This window comes from Pseudomonas sp. FW305-3-2-15-C-LB1, assembly GCF_058787615.1.
The window spans coordinates 76,370-95,526 of the sequence record NZ_JBYSZX010000012.1 but is presented as its reverse complement, the minus strand read 5'-3'; the positions used below and the strand labels follow the sequence as shown (position 1 = coordinate 95,526).

16 protein-coding genes are annotated in these 19,157 nt (G+C 59.6%); 10 read left to right on the top strand and 6 right to left on the bottom strand.

The genetic code is table 11. The features are described 5' to 3' along the window. Nucleotides 1-11 precede the first annotated feature (11 nt). The gene (locus AC3WP7_RS21715) at nt 12-281 is read right to left on the bottom strand and encodes a PepSY domain-containing protein (RefSeq protein WP_092248979.1); all 270 of its coding nucleotides are present in this window, start codon (nt 279-281) and stop codon (nt 12-14) included. A 145-nt stretch (nt 282-426) separates the two neighbouring features. Here AC3WP7_RS21715 and AC3WP7_RS21710 point away from each other — a divergent pair, with 145 nt between their 5' ends. From AC3WP7_RS21710 to fapF, 7 genes are all read left to right on the top strand, one after another. Beyond that, nucleotides 427-1,422 (top strand): FecR family protein, encoded by a 996-nt coding sequence (locus tag AC3WP7_RS21710; protein WP_102592818.1) that lies wholly within the window; start codon nt 427-429, stop codon nt 1,420-1,422. 330 nt (nt 1,423-1,752) lie between these two features. Further along, the gene (fapA, locus tag AC3WP7_RS21705; protein WP_492561390.1) at nt 1,753-2,211 is read left to right on the top strand and encodes a fibril amyloid chaperone protein FapA; all 459 of its coding nucleotides are present in this window, start codon (nt 1,753-1,755) and stop codon (nt 2,209-2,211) included. Next, nucleotides 2,208-2,759, top strand: a complete 552-nt coding sequence (gene fapB / locus AC3WP7_RS21700) for a fibril amyloid subunit FapB (protein ID WP_102592819.1) — start codon at nt 2,208-2,210, stop codon at nt 2,757-2,759. Before fapA ends, fapB begins: the two co-directional genes overlap by 4 nt. Nucleotides 2,760-2,826: 67 nt before the next feature. Then, nucleotides 2,827-3,576 (top strand): amyloid-like fimbrin subunit FapC, encoded by a 750-nt coding sequence (gene fapC, locus AC3WP7_RS21695; RefSeq protein ID WP_102592820.1) that lies wholly within the window; start codon nt 2,827-2,829, stop codon nt 3,574-3,576. A gap of 62 nt (nt 3,577-3,638) precedes the next feature. Then, nucleotides 3,639-4,319, top strand: coding sequence for a fibril amyloid maturation endopeptidase FapD (fapD, locus tag AC3WP7_RS21690; RefSeq protein WP_071490642.1), 681 nt, complete (start codon nt 3,639-3,641; stop codon nt 4,317-4,319). A gap of 38 nt (nt 4,320-4,357) precedes the next feature. Next, a complete protein-coding gene (fapE, locus tag AC3WP7_RS21685) occupies nt 4,358-5,101 on the top strand; it encodes a fibril amyloid subunit FapE (protein WP_102592821.1) in 744 nt (247 codons plus the stop codon). 49 nt (nt 5,102-5,150) lie between these two features. Next, on the top strand, nt 5,151-6,455 hold the full coding sequence (gene fapF, locus AC3WP7_RS21680; RefSeq protein ID WP_093514509.1) for a fibril amyloid transporter FapF: 1,305 nt from the start codon (nt 5,151-5,153) through the stop codon (nt 6,453-6,455). Between the two features lie 121 nt (nt 6,456-6,576). Here fapF and AC3WP7_RS21675 read toward each other — a convergent pair whose 3' ends face one another. Continuing rightward, the gene (locus AC3WP7_RS21675) at nt 6,577-7,902 is read right to left on the bottom strand and encodes a sigma-54 dependent transcriptional regulator (RefSeq protein WP_102592822.1); all 1,326 of its coding nucleotides are present in this window, start codon (nt 7,900-7,902) and stop codon (nt 6,577-6,579) included. Between the two features lie 345 nt (nt 7,903-8,247). Between AC3WP7_RS21675 and AC3WP7_RS21670 the strand changes: the two genes are divergently transcribed. Beyond that, nucleotides 8,248-8,508 (top strand): hypothetical protein, encoded by a 261-nt coding sequence (locus AC3WP7_RS21670; RefSeq protein WP_093514511.1) that lies wholly within the window; start codon nt 8,248-8,250, stop codon nt 8,506-8,508. 1 nt (nt 8,509) lies between these two features. Here the strand turns inward: AC3WP7_RS21670 and AC3WP7_RS21665 are convergent, their stop codons facing one another. From AC3WP7_RS21665 to gnd, 4 genes are all read right to left on the bottom strand, one after another. Then, nucleotides 8,510-13,240 (bottom strand): dermonecrotic toxin domain-containing protein, encoded by a 4,731-nt coding sequence (locus AC3WP7_RS21665; protein ID WP_102592823.1) that lies wholly within the window; start codon nt 13,238-13,240, stop codon nt 8,510-8,512. Between the two features lie 95 nt (nt 13,241-13,335). Further along, on the bottom strand, nt 13,336-14,181 hold the full coding sequence (locus AC3WP7_RS21660; protein WP_102592824.1) for an HAD family hydrolase: 846 nt from the start codon (nt 14,179-14,181) through the stop codon (nt 13,336-13,338). Beyond that, a complete protein-coding gene (gene zwf, locus AC3WP7_RS21655) occupies nt 14,178-15,701 on the bottom strand; it encodes a glucose-6-phosphate dehydrogenase (RefSeq protein ID WP_071490649.1) in 1,524 nt (507 codons plus the stop codon). Before zwf ends, AC3WP7_RS21660 begins: the two co-directional genes overlap by 4 nt. Further along, the gene (gnd, locus tag AC3WP7_RS21650; RefSeq protein ID WP_071490650.1) at nt 15,698-16,681 is read right to left on the bottom strand and encodes a phosphogluconate dehydrogenase (NAD(+)-dependent, decarboxylating); all 984 of its coding nucleotides are present in this window, start codon (nt 16,679-16,681) and stop codon (nt 15,698-15,700) included. Before gnd ends, zwf begins: the two co-directional genes overlap by 4 nt. 270 nt (nt 16,682-16,951) lie before the next feature. On the opposite strand from gnd, the gene AC3WP7_RS21645 reads away from it, so the two are divergent. Beyond that, entirely contained in the window at nt 16,952-17,131 is a 180-nt protein-coding gene (locus tag AC3WP7_RS21645; RefSeq protein WP_255337132.1) for a DUF6026 family protein, read from the top strand. Between the two features lie 161 nt (nt 17,132-17,292). Beyond that, complete coding sequence (locus AC3WP7_RS21640; protein ID WP_093127750.1) at nt 17,293-19,050, top strand: phosphoethanolamine transferase CptA; 1,758 nt, start codon at nt 17,293-17,295, stop codon at nt 19,048-19,050. Nucleotides 19,051-19,157: the final 107 nt, after the last annotated feature.

Below are 19,157 nucleotides of genomic sequence, written 5' to 3'. Positions count from 1 at the left end.
TGGAGGATGTATCAGTCTTTCTGGTCACGCAGAACGTTGCCTGATGCGCCGTCGATACGGGCTTCATACACGGTGCCATCGGACTTGCGGCCTTTGACTTCCCAATAGCCGTCGTTGTCGGCTTCTGCCGAATAGACCTCGACGTAGCCGGCCTTGGTCTTGGCCACTTCGATGGCTTTTTCAATGGTAATCCAGCCTGCGCCCGGCTTGTCCGCCAGGGCAGCGCCTGCACTGAGCAAGGCGGTGGTTGCACACAGGGTGACTAAGGTTCTCTTCAGCATCGTCGTACTCCATTGTGGGAATGTCCTGAATATTTTTTTAGGTAGCAACAAACGAGAATAAGTTCCAATTGATGTGCAATCGCCATGACGGCTGTTCTCGCCGTCCACCTTGGGAGGTTAGAATGTGGGAAATCAGGATGAGTAAATGAGCGAAAAGTCCCTTTCAGAAGCCGAATATGACGCCATCACCGACGCCGCCGCGCATTGGTGCATGCGCCTGCATGCAAGCGATTGCACGCCCGGCGAACGTCAGGCCTTTGCCCAATGGCATGATTCGCACCCCCTGCACGCCTTTGAATACGCCGCGATGCTGGAGATCTGGGACGTCGCCGACCACTTGCCGCGCAGCGACATCCCGCCGGTAACAGTGCCCTCCAAACCCCGCAGCCGGGTGCGCACCTATGCCGTGGCAGCGGCCATCTGCCTGGCCGCCCTGCCCCTCGCCGCCTTCACTGGCTGGGAAGCGGGCTGGCTGCCGAGTTCCTATGAACGCTTCGATGCTGCCAACGGCTTGCGCCAGGTCACCCTGGGCGACGGCAGCCAGGTGGAACTCAACCTGGGCACCGAACTGGTCTACAGCAACTACAAGGACCAGCGCCGCGTCACGCTGAACAAGGGCGAAGCGTTTTTCAAGGTCAGCCATGACAGTACCCATCCTTTCATCGTGCACGCCGGCGCAGGTCAGGTGCGCGTCACGGGCACCCAGTTCAACGTCTGGAAATATGAAGACCAGGTGCGGGTGATGCTGCTGGAAGGCTCGGTTCAGGTCAGCAGCGACCAGGTGCACGGCAGCGTCCCCCTCACCCACGGCATGCAGGCCAGCTATCAACAGGGCGACGCCACACCGAGCGTGCGTGCAATCAGCCCCAATGACTCGGCCCTGGCGTGGCGCCAGGGCAAGCTGATCCTCGACAACCTGGCCCTGGCCGATGCATTGCCGCTGATCAACCGTTATCTCAGCAAACCGGTGATGTTGGCCGACGCCAACACCGGCACGATTCGCATCGGCGGTATCTACAACATCAACGAGGTCAACAACCTCGTGCCCTCCCTGCCCAAGGTTCTGCCGGTCTACCTGACCCAGAACCAGGACGGCAATCCCGTCCTCAATTCCATTCCGCGTAAAGCCCCCAAAGGCTGAGTCTGTTGCGTCGTGCTTTAGGCATCCTTGCGCCCGCACTGTCCATTTTTTTTACACACACCGTCCCTGGATCGCCCGTGCGCAGCGGATTCAGCGTTTCGTCATGTTCGGTGTTACAGCGCTGATACAACGGGGTGAAGCGGTTGTGCAGTGGCTGGATAGCCGGGGCTTTCAGGGCGGTTGTCTCACGGCTGATACAGCACGGCTATCATTTTGCCTTGCAGTTATTGCAAGCCTTTGAAAAACGGTAATAAATCAAAAGCGGCACGGCTTCTGCTCTTTCCCTCACAACGCTGTTTAGGGTCAGCGTTAAGAATAAGGAATGCCGCCGTGATCACATTCACTCAAGGTTCGATGAACGTACTGCTGGCCAGCTGTGTACTCAGCGCCAGTATCAGTCTTCCAGCCCTGGCAGGTGACGGCGTGATCGTGACGGGCCGCAACGTAGAGGGCCACATGTATGGCCGCTCCTCTTTTGGTCCTGATCCTTATCCCCAGACCGCCAACGCCAATCCCAGCCGAGAAATCAACAGCGCCCTGTCCGGCGAGCTGAGCGACCGTGACTTCGGTAGCGTCAGCAGCGGGCTGGGCATTACCCGCGCCCTCCAGCCCAACAGCAACCTCACCGGCTTGAGTGCCACGCAAAACGGTATGTCCACGCTGGGTGCCGGCGCAGCAGCCAGCCGCTCGGGCGGCAGCGGCAGCATGGGCGGGCAGATCAGCGATTCGATTCAGCGCGGCATGGCGCCCTTGAACAACCTGGGCGGCATGCTGGGTGGCAAACCATGAAACGCGCCCTGTTCATTCTGGCCCTGCTGGGCAGCGCCGTGGCCATGGCCGACAACACCGCCGTGATCAACAACAGCGGCAAGGACTACACCGGCAACCTGATGATCAACCAGGCGGCGGGCAACCAGCAGCAAACGGCAAACAACCGCGCCGTCACGCTGGGCGGCCAGGCCACCACCGGCAATACCCAGAGGATAGACGGCAAGGTCGACCCTTCCCTGAACGCCAAGGCGGCGATCGAGGGCACTTCTTTTACCAATGGCAACGGCATGTTGGGCGTCAACCAGTCCGCCGGGGCCAATAACCAATCAGTCAATGCCGTGCGGATCAGCGTCAATTCTGACCCGCAAGCCATCGACGACAGCGTCCTGTTGCAACAGAACACGACGACGCTGGCAACCGACTCAGGGCTCACCCCCACCACTGGCAGCCGCCAGGTCGTGACAAGCGACCAGGCCTTCACCGGCAGCCGAGGAGTGATTCAGGTGAACCAGAGTGCTGGGGTGGGGAACCGAGTGGCTAACACCCTGGGCATCACTATCAAGTAACCGCTTGGTAGCACACGTTAGACCGTACCAACACTTAACCAACTAATTAGAAGCAAGGAGAAACACCATGAAACCTCAAATGGCTCTGAAACCAATGGTTTTCGCGCTCGCTGCACTCATGGCTGCTGCAGCTCAAGCAGGTGGTGGTGGCTGGCATCCAGCGCCTCAACCTACCGGTGTGGTTGCCTCGGTAGTTACGGACGTACAAAACAGTATCGGCAACAAGTTCGATGACACCAAGACCGAAAATAACGCGTCCAACGATAATTCGGTGAACAGCAACAGCGGTAACGTCGGCGTTAACGTTCAATCCGGCAGCGGCAACCTGGCTGACAACTCTGGCGCGGTCTCCAACGCCAAGGGCGACTTTGCTACCGTTTTCGCGGTAGTCGATGTCAACCAAAACAGCGCGCTGAACAACTTCATCAACAAGGGCACCCAAAACAACGCCTCCGTGGATAACGGCATCAACGGTAACTCCGGCAACGTGGGTTACAACGGCCAAGCCGGTCAAGGCAACCAGGCTAAAAACAACCTGGTAATCACCACCGCTGATGGCAAAAACATCGCAGCGGCCGCCAACACCGAGCAAAACTCGCTCGCCAACAACTACCTCAACACGGCGGCTACCAGCCACGGCTATGGCTATGGCGGCAAACCTCAGTATGTCTCCAACAACTCGAGCCTCGACAACTCGGTTAACCGCAACTCCGGCAACGTAGGTGTGAACCTGCAATCCGGTGCCGGCAACCAAGGCAGCAACAGCTTCTCTATAGGCCAAGGTTGCAGCGTTTGCGGCAGCGGCGTGCGCTTCTGATCCAACGGGGCCTTGGCAACAAGGCCCCTTTCTTTTTCCAGTGTCCAGCAGGTCACACGATCATGCGCCTCGCGACCCTTTCCCTCCTGATGCTGCTCACCGGCCCGACCTGGGCAGGCACCATGGCGATTTCCGCCATGCCTGGCGGTGCAGTCATCTACAAGAAGGTCGAGAGCATCCGTGAACGCAAATTCGCCAACCTGGTGGAACAGAAAACCGATTTCAGCTGCGGTGCCGCGGCACTCGCCACCATCCTGCGCCAGGGCTATTGGCTCGACGTCGATGAAGACCACGTGATCAAAGGCATGCTGGTCAATGCCGACCAGGACCTGGTTCGCACCCAGGGTTTTTCCATGCTGGACATGAAGCGCTACCTCGAAAGCATCGGCATGCGGGCCCGGGGCTACAAGATTTCGCCGGACACCCTGGTGACCGTGAAAATCCCCGTAGTGGTGCTGCTGGAGATTCGTGGCTACAAGCACTTTGTGGTGTTGCAGCGCGCCGACAAGGACTGGGTCTATATCGGCGACCCGGTGCTGGGCCACAAGCGCTATTCGCGCGACGACTTCGTCAAGGGTTGGAACGGCATCGTGTTCGCCGTGCTGGGTGAAGGCTACGACAAGGCCAATGCCTTGCTGGACCCGCCCACACCGCTGACCGCCAAGAACCAACTGAATGAGTTCAGGCCCGTAGGCGATGCCGAGCTGATGGATTTCGGTTTCATCCAGAGCGACTTCTTCTAAGAAGCGCAATAAGGGGCAGGACGCTCCAGGAGCAGCAGATGAACACTCCCCGTTGGCTGACGGTCTTGTGTCTGGCAGCCTCAATGCCCGCTTATGCTTCATCGGCATTCAAGCCGATCGAACTCAAGGATTCGGAATTGGCCGAGTTGCGCGGTCGTTATGTAATGCCGGGGCGGATCATCAGCTTCGGTATTGTCATGAGCAGCACCTGGACCAATGCCGTGGGCGACACCCTCACCGGCAAGGCCAGCATGCAAATCGATTCATCGACCATTACACCGCAGTTCTACGTGCAGACCACCGGCTCGACCGGGAACGGCACCAACCCGAACGCCGGCACCGGTAACGTCACCGGAGGTGCCGGCCTGGGCACCGGCACAGGCGTGACCCAGAGTGTGCGTGCCGCCGGCGACAAAAACACCGCCTACAACAATGTCGGGATCAACGTCACTGAAAACGGCTTTGCACCTTCCAATGCCGCGCAATCGGGGCAGGTGCTGGTGGCCGGCGGTACCGTGACCGGCGACAGCGCGGCAGGCCGCGTGAGCGTCTCGGCCAACAATGGCGGCTTGCAGATGGCGATCCAGGCCAATCATAACCAAGGCAACAGCCTCCAGCAGATTGGTGGCGGCCAGGTGCTGCAAGGCACGGTATTGACTGGAAACAGCAACTTCGTCAACAACATGACCCAACTCAACGTGGTCATGAATAACGCATTGAACAACCCGGCGTTGAACTGCAATCTGGATCAACTCAAAGGCCTACGCACTCTCGGTTATTGAACTACGCTGACCCTCGACACTTACGCATTAGAAAAGGACGGCTTATTTCATGCATCGATCGTTATCGCTACGTGCGGTGGTCTGTTTAAGTACGCTCTTGCCCGCATCCGTGTTGTATGCCGCGCCAGACGCCGATATCGAAACCCTCAAGCAGGAACTTCTGGAGCTCAAGCAGCGGTACGAAGTGCAACAGAAAGCCCTGGCGGTGTTGGAGCAACGGGTGCGCCAGGTCGAGGACACGCCGGCGACCCCCGCGCCCAAACGCCTGGCCAAATCCCCGGCGGACTTTCAAAAGGCCAGCGGTGCCACCGTGGCAGGCACGGGAGCGGCGGCGGCCTCCGGCGGTGCGGGCGGTGGCGGCAGTTCCTATGGGCAGTCGCTCAAGGACGATTCGGCGCCTGCGCAAAGCGTGAGCAACCTCTATAACGAGGCCAGCGGCTTCTTCGGCAATGGCAAATTCAGCTTTGAAACCGGCATCACTTATGCGCGCTACGATGCACGCCAACTGACACTCAACGGCTTCCTGGCGCTGGATTCGATCTTCCTGGGCAATATCAATCTGGACCGGATCAAGTCGGATAACTGGACCCTGGACCTGACGGGGCGCTACAACGTCGACAACCGCTGGCAGTTCGATGTGAACGTACCGGTGGTGTACCGCGAGTCGACCTACCAGTCGGGCGGCGCCGGCAACAATGCCAACGCCACCTCGGAAGAGTCGGTGAGCCGTGACCCGACCATTGGCGACGTCAACTTCGGTGTGGCCTACAAGTTCCTCGACGAAACCCCCACCCTGCCGGATGCGGTAGTGTCGCTGCGCGTCAAGGCGCCAACGGGCAAAGAACCGTTCGGCATCAAGCTGGTCAGGTCAACCGCCAACGACAACCTGTATGTACCGGAAAACCTGCCCACCGGTAATGGTGTCTGGTCGATTACCCCGGGTATCTCGCTGGTCAAGACCTTCGACCCTGCGGTGCTGTTTGGCTCGTTCTCCTATACCCATAACTTCGAGGAGTCGTTTGACGACATCAGCAGCGACGTCAACCAGAAAGTCGGCGGCAAGGTCAGCCTGGGTGACAGTTTCCAACTCGGTGTAGGCGTCGCATTTGCCTTGAACGAGAAGATGAGTATGTCGTTCTCGGTCTCCGATCTGGTGCAGCGCAAGAGCAAGCTCAAGCCTGACGGAGGGGACTGGCAGTCAGTGGTGTCCAGCGATGCCAACGCCGGTTACTTCAACGTGGGCATGACCATTGCCGCGTCGGATAACCTGACGATCGTGCCGAACCTGGCGATCGGGATGACGGATGATGCGCCGGACTTTACGTTCAGCTTGAAGTTTCCGTATTACTTTTAGGGAGAGCCGGGGGTGGGGGGCTGCTTCGCAGCCCAACGCAGGGCAAGCCCGCTCGCCACAGTACATAAGGAAAAGCCCCGCAACGATAAGGGTCGTTGCGGGGCTTTTCGGTTTACCCGCCCTAGCGGATCTGGTGTTTGTGCAGCAACCGGTAGAACGTTGGCCGGGAAACCCCCAGCACACGGGCGGCGACACTCAGGTTGTCGCTGTGCCGGTCGAGCACATCGCACAGCGCCTGGCGTTCGGCGCGGTGCTTGTAGTCTTCCAGTGTAGCCATCGGCGGGGAAATTGCCTGTTCGGCCTGCAATCCCAGATCAGCGGCTTCGATCTGGCGTCCTTCGGCCAGCACCAGGCCACGGCGCACGCGGTTGGCCAGCTCGCGCACATTGCCCGGCCAGGCGTGCTTGGCCATGGCCACCAGAGCACTCTCGCTGAAACTGCGCGGGCGTCGGCCCGTCTCCTGGCTGTAAAAGCGCGAAAAATGGTTGGCCAGCATCGCCACGTCGCCATGGCGTTCGCGCAACGGCGCCGTCACCACTTGCAGGACGTTGAGCCGGTAATACAAGTCTTCGCGAAAAGCGCCCCTTTCAACTGCGGCCTCCAGGTCGACGTGGGTCGCGGCCAACACCCGTACATCCACGGGAATGGGCTGGCTGCCACCGACGCGCTCGATCTGTTTTTCCTGCAGAAAGCGCAGCAGGTTGGCTTGCAGTTCCATCGGCAAATCACCGATCTCATCCAGGAACAGCGTGCCGCCGTGGGCCGCTTCAATACGCCCGACCTTGCGCTGATGGGCGCCGGTAAACGCGCCCTTTTCATGGCCGAACAATTCGGACTGGATCAAGTGTTCCGGGATTGCCCCGCAGTTGATCGCGACAAAGGGCTTGGCATGGCGCTGGGACTGGCGGTGCAACGTCCTGGCCACCAGTTCTTTACCCGTGCCGCTGTCGCCACGGATCAACACCGGCGACTCGGTGGGCGCCAGCTTGGACAGTAATTTACGCAGTTCACGAATCGCCCGGCTGTCGCCCAGCAGCTCATGCTCAGGCTCATCCACCAGGGTGTAGCCCTTGCCGCGCAAGCGCGCCATGCCAAAGGCACGGCCCAGGGTGACCTGCACCCGGGCGACGTCGAAGGGCAAGGTATGGAAGTCGAAAAACCACTCGCAGACAAAATCACCGACGTTCTGCAGGCGCAGTACGTCCGGGCTGAGCACGGCAATCCACTCGGTGCCGCTGCGGCCAATCAACTCCTTGACCGCTTCAGGGCGTTCCAGGTGAGAGGGTTGCAGGCGCAGCAGGCCGACATCACAGGACCGCTCGCCGACCCCTTCCAGCGGGCAACTGTCGACCGCCCAGCCGGCTGCGCGCAATCCAGGCAACAGGTCGTGGCAATCATCACAGGGATCAACCACTAGCAACCGACGTTGAACGGGAGGCATACCCATGACTGTTCCTTGGCGTCAAAATTGTTAAAGTTATTTAGAAACAACGGTTTGTGACGTCTGCGGCTAACACTAGCAAGATCTTGACGCGCGGCTTGTACCATTTCGCTATAAGTGTGGGCAAAAAGCCACTGGCCGGTGTTTTCAACGAATAAAGTTGCGAACCTGGGAAACTTTCATTCAGCTTTCAAAACAGCCGCTTACATGACGTCAATCACTAAAATACGAAAATAGTTGTTCTAACATGTGACCCGTACCCCGCCATCGTGCATCAGTACAAGTAACCCGCCGCACGGTCAGCCCAACCGCCGGCAATCACTTGAATGGGCATTTAGAGAGACGACCCACATGAACGCCCCGCTCCGCATCAACGAAGCTCTTTTGATCGCAGACCGTGCTTTCCAACCCTTTCAGTGCGTGGCCTGGCATGACGGCAATGGCGCCCTCAGCCTGAGCGTCATCGACCGCACCAATACCCGCATCGGCAGCCAGCAACTGGATGCCGACGTCTATTCCGATCCAACTCAGTTGGAAAACTTGCTGTTGCAGGCTCGTGCCGAGTTGGACAAGAGCGGCTATCAATTGCAAACCTGGGCCATGCCGAAGTAATTCAACGCACCGTTGAGCTGACGTCTTCGGTGAAGAACACGGTTTCGGCAACTTCGTGATCAATGTTCGAGCGCAGGACATTGATCAGTTGCAGTCGATTATTCGCCGCATAGTCTGTCAACTTCTTATAGCTGATGTTGCGCTCTACAAAGCGTTTGAGATACCCGCGAATGAAGTGGTAGCCGATATCCCGTGCCGCCCGTGTCCTATAGTGGAAACGGGCCAGCCACAGCGGGCGGCCGCTGGACTTTTCGCGCACTTCGAACTCGCGGATCAGTTCGACTGAAGATGGCCTTTCCACTACGTCGACCTTCCAGGCCTTGTACAGTTGCAACAGCCCTTCCGATGTCGGCGAGTACTTCATGATCATACGGTCACGCATCGCCGAACCCTCCTCCATGTAGCGCAAGATCTCGTCATACAGCGCACTGGGGGTATGTCGGAAGAAGTCTTGCAGGTCCCGATGCCCGGGCGAGTCCGGTCGCGCGTTGAGTGCCTTGATGAGTAACTCCCGTTGCGTCCTCATACGCTGGGCATACTTCCACCATTCGCCGCGCGCCAAGCGGGGCGACAACCTCTGGATGGTCTCCAGGCCGCAAAGCAGGTCGTACTCTCGCTGTGCATTGCGCCACAGGCGCAGTGCCTCATTGCCGATGTCAGCGAGCGACTGGAGCGCATCATCGTTGTCGGGCGGCGTTACAAGCCTCGGCACTGCTCTCCACAAGGACTCCTGTTCAACCCCCGGACGCTCGAATGTAAAGACAGGGCGATGGTCGAAAGGCTCCAGCACATCCACATATTCATGGGTGACACTTTGCTCGAGCACACTGCGTGGATTGCCGATCACCGCTCCCAATATGCCGTCATCAATCAGTCGCTTGGGCATGCTGGTAACTTTTGTGGAAATGGCTTCCAGGCTGGCATCCTGGTAGTGCCGATAGCGCTCGATCAGTTCTTCTTCCAGCCTGAGCTGCAGCCGCCTGACATGGCTTCGAAAGTTGCCCAGTGCTTGAGGGACAATATAGGGAGGCAAAGGGGCCAGATGGTAAGCCACGCGCAGGTTGGCCAGCACCACCCCATCCAGTGCGTCATTGGCGACTCGCAGTTGATGGTCCAGGTTAAAACGGCCGGTGGTATATAGCTCCCGATAAGTCAACAGCTTCAGGCTGCATAACGCGGTGAGCTCTTCGATCAGGTCCATCGTCGCATCCCTGAAGGTGCTCACTCGCCCGTTGAAACACTGCAACGCCAGGGTGCGCAGGTGTAATTCTTGCCATTTCAAGGACATGCGACCACCGGCCCAGGCCGCGTTATCCAGCGCGGCAACAGCCGTGTCGCCAATCCTGCCCGAGCGCTTCATGTCTTCAAAACGCCGTTCGGCGTCCAGGCAAGCCTCGATAGCCTCCAGTTCCAGCGCTGCGTAATCGGGCAGCCTTGCGGCGATCCCACCCCAGGTTCGAGTATCCAGGACCCGTTTGCTCAGACTCTGTGCATCGAACCACGCAGCGTTGAAAAGATCGTCATGGAGCATGACCTTGCGTTTGCTGGCAAGCAACAATGTCTGATTGCGCCGCGCCTTGACTGCTCCGGCGGCGAACCGGTTGTACAACGCACTGAACTCCCTGATCAACATCATTTCCCGACGCCGGGTGAGCGCCTCCATCAGCGCGCTGGAACACCAAAACGCGGTGCTCGCATTGGCCAACTCCTCCTCGATCAGTGCCAGCGTGCCGGGCTCGTCACTGCGCTGGGTCAGCACCTGCAGCGTATCGTCGGCGGGATAGACCAGGCCCGCAAACTTCAGCACCAATTGGTTGTATTCATCATCGAGGGCCTTGCGTCGTTGCTCGGCACTTTTCAATTGCGCCAGACGCTGTTTCTCCAGCGCGAGGGCTTCCTGGAAGTCGTGGGGCACGACCGGCCCAGGGGAAAACAACCATTGCCCGTGTTCACCGGCCACCACTTGGGGGCCGAAACGGTTCACCAGGTCGTCGCTGACCACGCGCGTGGCCCCCTGGTGCTGCTCGACCTTGTACATGTCCCCATCGATACTTGCGTATACGGCTCCGCCGGCACGGAACAAGCCACGTTGCTGACCGCTGCTGATGCGCTCGGCATACGGCAGCGGCCTGACCTTGTACAGCGCCAGTTCGGCCAGGCGAATAACCGACAGCCGCTGGAACAGACCGCTCCATAACCGCTCCAGGTCCCCCGTCCCCCGCACCAGCTCTTCAGGCCCCTGCACCGTCGGCAATTGAACCGTCGGCGTCTGGATGCGACTGGTCTGGCCACCTTCGGACGGATGTTCCGCTGCCTCGCTCCAGCTCATTTCAATACTTTGCTCCAGATCCGCGCCCTGGGCCAGGTCCAGCAAATCATCAGTTTTCGATCGCACTCCCGCCTTGGTGGAAATACGACCACGGCTGAGCAGGAGCAAACCGATATTCAACAACAGGTCGGCCACGCTGGAAGCCTTGTCTTCGGCGTGCTCCTGGCCAATCACGCGAACGTCCTGCACCACCGACCACGCCAGGTACAGCCACCCCAATGCCCGGCCAACCGCCCCCCCATAGAAGGTCAGGAGCAGAAACAGGCCTACGCCGAGAAAGCGCTTGATCCAGTCCCAGAACACCTCCAGCGCGGTCGGCTCTACCGGTTCTGTCAGGCTTAACATCGTGTCGACGCTGCTGCTGAACAGCGCCTCCATATAGTCGCCGTCGACCTCCCTGTCAGCCAGGACAATGCCGTCGCCCGACCACAGCGACTGATTGAAGTCGACCGCCTCGAACGCCGCGGGGCTGGGAGCCGTCACGCCCGGTACCAAATAACGCGACCTTGCCGTCTCCGGCAACCAGGCCAACACTTGGTACTGCAATTGCCCGGGACTGGCGATGGCCGCCATCAGTGCGTCGGCCGTGGCAAACTCGATGAATTTCACTGCACACATTGGCCGATACAGTATTTGCGGGCCTGCGTTGAGGTTGCGCGGGCCGATGATGAACGTGTTGCGAACAGTATCGGGTTGTTCGCCTACCTGGGCGTTGAATGCCAAAGGGCGTAGCACGATCGCCTCGGTCTTGGCGGCGGCGCGCGGCTGAAATACGGCGACCACGCTGGTGTAGGCTTTCCGGGAAAACGCCTGGGGGTACTTGAGGTGGTATTCCAGCGCCAGCATGGGTATTTGCAGGCGCACTTGCCGGATGAACTGGGCCTGGCGCCAGCGCCGCTCACTCTCGTTGTCCTTGAACTTTTCCCGGATCAACCGATTGTAGCCGCCGCGAACATCAGCCCGCGCGACCACGGCCAGCGCTTGAGCGGGTGTGAGCGATACATCAGGGTCGCCAGGGGCCGCCGTGAGCGTAAGTCGTGCAGGATCGACGGCCGTCAACGGCAACCATGCAAACTCGCTCAGGGTCCAGCTGCCATGGTTGTATAACGGCGGCAACTGCCACAACAGCGCGGGCTGCGTTTGCAGGTCACGCTCATCAAGTTCGATCATCACCTTGATGCGGTCGGGGTCGAGCACCGGTTCGCCGGGGTGGTCCTTGGCCAATTGCGCCGACAGCCCCTGGCGCGCGTAATCAAGCAACGACGGCACGCCTTCGTCAAAGGCTCGCCAGTCCGGCTGCCGGACCTGTCTGGCCAGGTCCAGGACATGGCGGCTCATTTGCAATTGCAGGTCATTGGGTGCCTGTATCAACCATCCCGGCAGTGCGTTACGCAGACGCTCCAAGAGCGGGGATTCGAGGGCAGTGCTGTCAAAGTCAGCGGTGATGACCTCCATTGCACGTTCCAGTACATATTGTGGTTCGGGAAATGTTCGGACCAAAGACAGGACGGCGTTGATATCTGCCAGTTGTTTGGCCAGGAAGGTCAGGCTGAAACTGTAGAAGATATTGCCAGCAGGCTGGTACAAACGCCATTGCATCGAATGGCCGGACGCTATTGCGCTCAACAGGTTGACCAGCCATTCGCCCAATTGCGCCAGGGAATCAAAGCGTTGAATGCCCTTCGACAGGGTGAAGAGCAACACCGTCGTACGTTCGCCCTGCTGCTTGACCAGCACCAGCCCGCGCAGCATCTCAAGGTTGATTGCCCCGGTTTCGCCCCATTGGTCAACGATGTAGGCCTGCCCGTTGGCCGGCTCCAGGTGCGAAGTCTGCTGTGAGCGGCTGATCAGACTCATCACCAGATCCAACTCAGTCCCGGCCAAGGCTGCATGGGTCGCCGCGTCCATCAACGCATTCCTGAGAATGTCGGCCAGGCCTATGTAGCGAACGACCTGGCCCTCTCCCCGGCTCATCCAGTAATCCACCAGCGCTTCCTGATAGCGCTCGAGCAACACCGGACCCTGCTGATTGAGCATTCGCTCGACATAACCGATATCGACGTTCAACGGCAGCGGCAAACCCTCGACGTCGCGCACGATGGAATGGTCCTGGGCAAAATCGACGAACCGACCCGTCGCGCAACGCTCGATCAGCGCATCCGGCAGGTTTTGTGCGTCATGGCGTTCAATGGTGTAACTGCCGTTGTCGTAGCGATACACCGGTCGCAACAATATCGGCTCGGTGTGATTGATGGGCAGCCAGGGGTACTGCGTGCCCAGGTGGTGTTGCAGCACGCGCAACGCAACATCCCGCAACGAAGGGGGCTCGGCAAAATGTTGGAGGATGTTCTGCGCAAGCGCCGCGCAACGCTCGCGACAGGGAGGAGTAGACAGGGCGGCCATGGGACATTCCTTGCTGATGAAGCGCCCTGCCATAGCGGGCGCATTAAGTCAGCTTCCATTGTCGGCGCAGTGCCCCGCCTCATTGCTGTATCTGTCTATCGCACGACGTCGGTGCCTTCCCAGCCTGCCAGGATAAACCGCTCGATCGCCTCGGCGGCGCCCTCATCGAGGTTACTACCGGTGACCACACTGGCCTGGCGCTTGACGGTTTCTTCCGCCTGCCCCATGGCAATCGACAACCCGGCCACCTGGAACATCGCCGGGTCGTTACCGCCATCGCCGATCGCTGCAGTCTGCTCCAGCGGTATACCCAGGTGTGCGGCCAGGGCCTTCAAGGCTTCGCCCTTGTTGGCCAGCATCGCCGTCACATCCAGGTAAACCGGTTGTGAACGCGACACCTGGGCCAGCCCCTGTACCTTGGGCTGCAACTGCGCTTCGAGCTCGACCAGCAACGAGGTGTTGTTGCTCGCGGCGACGATCTTGTCGATCCGATCCAGGTAGGGCTCGAAACTCTCCACCACCACCGGCCCGTAGCCCAGGCCATCGGCTTCGCGCTGTACCATCGGCCCGGGCGGGTCGCGGCGCAGCCAGTCACCGTCGGCAAACACCCACACTTCCACGTCCGGCTCGCCGGAAAACAGCGCCAGGGTGACCAGCGCCGCTTCCGCCGGCAAATGGTGGGCAACCAGGATGCTGCCATCGGGGTTGATCAGCGTGCCACCGTTGAAGCCTACCACAGGCACATCGATACCGAACGTTTCGATCAGATGCAGCATGGCCTTGGGCGGACGCCCACTGGCCAGGCTGAAAAACACCCCGGCGTCACGCAGCGCATGCACCGTGTCGACGGTGCGCTGGCTGAGGCTGTGGTCGGGGTGGAGCAAGGTGCCGTCCACGTCACTGAGGATAAAACGGATGGGATGAATCGCTGCATCACTCATCCGAGGCGGTGCCAGGTGCGGCCATCGCGGGCCAGGAGCGCGTCGGCGGCGGCCGGGCCGTCTTCACCGGCCTTGTAGGCCTGGATGCCGTCGTCTTCCTTCCAAGCATCAAGAAACGGCTGCACGGCGCGCCAGCCATTTTCGATGTTATCGGCACGCTGGAACAAAGTCTGGTCGCCGGTCATGCAGTCATAGATCAGGGTTTCGTACCCGGTCGACGGTTGCATTTCGAAGAAGTCCTTGTAGGCGAAACCCAACTGGATATTGGCCATATCCAGGGTTGGCCCGGGCTTCTTCGCCAACAGGTCGAACCACATGCCTTCGTTCGGCTGGATCTGGATTTTCAGGTAGGTGGGCTTGAGTTCGTCCACCTCGGTGTCTCGGAACTGCGCATACGGGGCCGGCTTGAAGCAGATCACGATTTCAGTGTCGCGCACGCTCATGCGCTTGCCTGTACGCAGGTAGAACGGCACGCCGACCCAGCGCCAGTTGTCGATCATCACTTTGAGGGCGACGAAGGTCTCGGTGCTGCTGTCAGGCGCAACGTTGGCTTCTTCACGGTAGCCCGGCAGTGGCTTGCCGCCGATTTCGCCGGCGGTGTACTGCCCGCGTACCGAGTTGGCCCGCGCATCCTCCAGGGACCAGGGGCGCACTGCACCGATCACCTTGGCCTTTTCACCGCGTACCGCATCGGCACCAAAGGCTGCGGGCGGCTCCATGGCCACCATCGCCAGCAACTGGAACAGGTGGTTGGGCACCATGTCGCGCAGGGTACCGGTCTTTTCGAAGAAGTTGCCCCGGGTTTCAACGCCGACGGTTTCGGCGGCGGTGATTTGCACGTGGTCGATGTAATGGTTGTTCCAGAACGCTTCGAACAGCACGTTGGAGAAACGGCTGATCAGGATGTTCTGCACCGTTTCCTTGCCCAGGTAATGGTCGATGCGATAGATCTGCTTCTCGCTCATCACCTTGAGCAGGCTGGCGTTCAGCGCCTCGGCGGTGGCCAGGTCGGAGCCGAAGGGTTTTTCGATGACCACGCGACGGAAGCTGTCGTCGGTTTCCGTCAACAGGCCGGCACTGCCCAGGCGTTGCACCACTTCACTGAAGAAGCGCGGCGCGGTGGCCAGGTAGAACACCGCGTTGCCGGTACCGCTGTCGGCAATCTTGCGGCCAATGTCGGCGTAGGTGCTGTCGTCGAGGAAGTCGCCCTCGACGTAGCTGATGCCCTTGGCCAACTGCGCCCACAAGGCGGGGTCCAATGCGTTGTCGGCATTGCCCTTGACCTTGCTCGCCGCTTCGGTGCGGATGAAGTCTTCGAGTTTCTTGGCGAAGTCGGCATCGCTGATGGCGTTGTGATCCACGCCGACAATGCGCAAGCCATCGCCCAGCAGGCCATCACGGCTGAGGTTGTACAGCGCCGGCATCAGCAGGCGCTTTACCAGGTCACCATGGGCACCAAACAGAAACAGGGTGGTGGGCGGAGCGGGTTCGGCCTTAGGTTTCTTGCCGTTGGCGGTCATTTTTTGGAAGTCTCCACGTGACCACCAAAGCCGAAGCGCATGGCAGAGAGCATTTTGTCACCGTAAGTGCTCTGCTGGCGCGAACGGAAGCGGGCGAACAGCGAAGTGGACAATACTGGCACCGGCACGGCTTGTTCCATGGCGGCTTCGATGGTCCAGCGGCCTTCGCCACTGTCGGCCACGGAGCCGGAGTAGCCGTCGAGTTTCGGGTCGGTGGCCAGGGCATCGGCGGTCAGGTCCAGCAGCCAGGACGAGACCACACTGCCACGGCGCCAGACTTCGGCGATGTCGGCGACGTTCAGGTCGAAACGCTGGTCTTCGGGCAGGTTTTCCGAGTTCTTGGTCTTGAGAATGTCGAAGCCTTCGGCAAACGCCTGCATCATCCCGTACTCGATGCCGTTATGGATCATCTTGACGAAGTGCCCGGAACCGGCGGGGCCTGCATGAATGTAACCCTGCTCGGCACGCGGGTCGGCGCTGGAGGAACGATCCTTGGTACGCGGGATATTGCCCAGGCCCGGGGCCAGGCTCTTGAAGATAGGATCAAGGCGCTGCACGGTCTCGGCGTCGCCACCGATCATCATGCAATAGCCACGCTCCAGACCCCACACGCCGCCGGAGGTGCCGACGTCGACATAGTGCAGGCCCTTTTCCGCCAGGGCCTTGGCCCGGCGCACGTCGTCCTTGTAGTTGGTGTTGCCGCCGTCGATGATTGCATCACCGTCTTCGAGCAGCGTGCTCAATGCGTTGATGGTGTCTTCGGTGGGCGCGCCCGCCGGCAACATGACCCACACGGTGCGCGGCTTTTGCAGCCCGTCAACCAGCGCCTTGAGGTCGGAAACGCCGGTGGCGCCCTCTTCGCTCAGGCCTTTTACAAATGTTTCGTTACGGTCGTAAACAACGGTGGTATGCCCATTGAGCATCAGGCGCCGTGCAATATTCCCGCCCATGCGGCCTAGTCCGATAATCCCCAGTTGCATGTGCTGATGCTCCTAACTACTAAAAAATGTGTGACATAGTTTATAGCGCAATGCGGCTAATGAGGGTTAGTCCAGCGCGGATACCGCTAGTTTCATGGAAAAAAGTTGCCATCATTTCAGCATCGCGGCACAAAAAGTCACACGACCATCAAAAATAAAAAAGTTCCATTGCCCGCAAAAAGAATTCAGAATTGTCTCCGACTGCTGCCGAGAACCTCGACTCAAGCGTTCTGGCACACCGCGACACACCGGCTATTTGCGAGGTAAGCAATGAGCACTGCACAGATGACACGTCCGCCACAGACCCTCTACGTCACTATCCGTCGCGACGAGTTGCGCCAGTTGAAAGACGAGCGCGAACAGCTGCAGCAGGAAGTCCTGCGCCTGCGTGCCCATATCATCCAGGCCCAATTGGACCAGCCCGCCGGTGCGCAACCCGCGCTCTGCTGAGCCCCGTCATCGCTTTGTAAGATAACCGCTACAAAAATCTCACAAAGTTTTCACATGCCTCTCCCGATACTCCAGCCCCCAAGGGCCACCCCATGCAAGGGTGGCCTCCGTTGCGTGCAGCCCTGCGCGTCAACTGGAAAATCATCGGGTTGGAGCACTGGATGGCGATGTTCAAACGCAGCACCACGTCTGCGAAAGGCTTTGATTGGGCCGGCCTTGGCTGGCTGTTCTTGTTTTTCTGGTACTTCTCGGGCATTACCCAACTGCTGATCCAGTTGACCGGAACTTCCGGTTTCAGTGGTTTTCGCCAAGCCTTTTTCATGAGTGCGCTGTGGCTTGCGCCCATGCTGTTGTTCCCCAGCCGTACACGACTGCTCGCCGCCTTGATCGGCGCAGTACTGTGGGCGTGCTCCATGGCCAGCCTGGGTTATTTCTTCATCTACCAGCAGGAATTCTCCCAAAGCGTCATCTTCATCATGTTCGAGTCGAACATCTCGGAAGCCGGCGAATACGCCACCCAGTATTTTGCCTGGTGGATCGTGCTGGCGTTCATCGCCCATACCGCCTTCGCGGTATTCCTGTGGACGCGGCTGCGCCCGGTCTACCTGCCTCGCGGCCAGTCGATACTGGCGGCGGCAGCGATTGTGCTGGCGGTGGTGGGTTATCCGCTGGTCAAGCAGATCGCCACCAGCGACAACATGGAACAAGCCATCGATCGTTTTGAAACCCGTATTGAACCAGCGGTGCCGTGGCAGATGATCGTCGCCTACCGCCGCTACACCGAGCAGTTGGACAACATGCAAGGCATGCTCGACAGCGCCAGCCAGATCCCGCCCCTGACCAACCTCAAGGACACCATGGCCGGCCAACCGTCGACCCTGGTGCTGGTGATCGGCGAGTCCACCAACCGCCAGCGCATGAGCCTCTACGGCTACCCGCGCAACACCACGCCGGAGCTGGACAAACTGCGCGACCAACTGGCGGTGTTCGACAACGTCATTACCCCGCGGCCCTACACCATCGAGGCGCTGCAACAGGTGCTGACCTTCGCCGACGAAGAAAACCCGGACCTGTACCTCAAGACGCCGTCCATCGTCAGCGTGATGAAACAGGCCGGCTACAAGACCTACTGGATCACCAACCAGCAGACCATGACCAAGCGCAACACCATGCTCACGACCTTTTCCGAACAGGCCGACGAACAGGTGTACCTGAACAACAACCGCAACCAGAACGCCCGCCAATACGACGGCGACGTGCTGGCGCCGTTTTCCAAGGCCCTGGCCGATCCGGCCGAGCGCAAGTTCATTGTGGTGCACTTGCTGGGCACCCACATGAGCTACCAGTATCGCTACCCGCCGACCTTCGACAAATTCACCGACCGCCAGGGCGTGCCGGCGGGCATCAGCGACGATCAGTTGCCGACCTACAACAGCTATGACAATGCGGTGCTGTACAACGACTTCGTGGTGTCGAGCCTGATCAAGGACTACGCCAAGACCGATCCCAACGGCTTCCTGCTGTACCTGTCGGACCATGGCGAGGATGTCTTCGACTCGATTGGCCACACCACCCTGGGACGTAACGAAGGCAAGCCGACAGCGCCGATGTACACCATTCCGTTCATGGCCTATGCCTCACCGAAATGGCGCGAAACCCACGACTGGAGCTTCGCCGGTGACTTGCAACGGCCCTACTCCAGCTCGCAGTTGATTCACACCTGGGCTGATATGGCCGGTCTTAGCTTCAATGAACTCGACCGTACAAAAAGCCTGGTGAGTGACAGCTTCACGCCGCGCCCACGGATGATTGGCAACCCTTACGAGCGCCAACAAAAGCCCCTGATCGACTTCAGTCTGATCAAGCCGAAAAAGGCCAGCCCGACCGACGTGGTGCTCCAGGAAAAACCGGCCTTGTAACAGAAAGATAACAATCATTCTCGTTTAAGCCTAAAGATCCCCCTCTCCTTTCGTCTTTGAACCAAGGCCATTCCGACCGGAAAGGCCGCAAAGACGACAAGGAGTCT

Excerpts from the sequence above, each read along its gene's own strand:
- AC3WP7_RS21715 (WP_092248979.1), bottom strand. The coding sequence starts at position 281 with ATGCTGAAGAGAACCTTAGTCACCCTGTGTGCAACCACCGCCTTGCTC.
- AC3WP7_RS21710 (WP_102592818.1), top strand. The coding sequence starts at position 427 with ATGAGCGAAAAGTCCCTTTCAGAAGCCGAATATGACGCCATCACCGAC.
- fapB (WP_102592819.1), top strand. The coding sequence starts at position 2,208 with ATGAAACGCGCCCTGTTCATTCTGGCCCTGCTGGGCAGCGCCGTGGCC.
- fapC (WP_102592820.1), top strand. The coding sequence starts at position 2,827 with ATGAAACCTCAAATGGCTCTGAAACCAATGGTTTTCGCGCTCGCTGCA.
- fapD (WP_071490642.1), top strand. The coding sequence starts at position 3,639 with ATGCGCCTCGCGACCCTTTCCCTCCTGATGCTGCTCACCGGCCCGACC.
- fapE (WP_102592821.1), top strand. The coding sequence starts at position 4,358 with ATGAACACTCCCCGTTGGCTGACGGTCTTGTGTCTGGCAGCCTCAATG.
- fapF (WP_093514509.1), top strand. The coding sequence starts at position 5,151 with ATGCATCGATCGTTATCGCTACGTGCGGTGGTCTGTTTAAGTACGCTC.
- AC3WP7_RS21675 (WP_102592822.1), bottom strand. The coding sequence starts at position 7,902 with ATGGGTATGCCTCCCGTTCAACGTCGGTTGCTAGTGGTTGATCCCTGT.
- AC3WP7_RS21670 (WP_093514511.1), top strand. The coding sequence starts at position 8,248 with ATGAACGCCCCGCTCCGCATCAACGAAGCTCTTTTGATCGCAGACCGT.
- AC3WP7_RS21665 (WP_102592823.1), bottom strand. The coding sequence starts at position 13,240 with ATGGCCGCCCTGTCTACTCCTCCCTGTCGCGAGCGTTGCGCGGCGCTT.
- AC3WP7_RS21660 (WP_102592824.1), bottom strand. The coding sequence starts at position 14,181 with ATGAGTGATGCAGCGATTCATCCCATCCGTTTTATCCTCAGTGACGTG.
- zwf (WP_071490649.1), bottom strand. The coding sequence starts at position 15,701 with ATGACCGCCAACGGCAAGAAACCTAAGGCCGAACCCGCTCCGCCCACC.
- gnd (WP_071490650.1), bottom strand. The coding sequence starts at position 16,681 with ATGCAACTGGGGATTATCGGACTAGGCCGCATGGGCGGGAATATTGCA.
- AC3WP7_RS21645 (WP_255337132.1), top strand. The coding sequence starts at position 16,952 with ATGAGCACTGCACAGATGACACGTCCGCCACAGACCCTCTACGTCACT.
- AC3WP7_RS21640 (WP_093127750.1), top strand. The coding sequence starts at position 17,293 with ATGGCGATGTTCAAACGCAGCACCACGTCTGCGAAAGGCTTTGATTGG.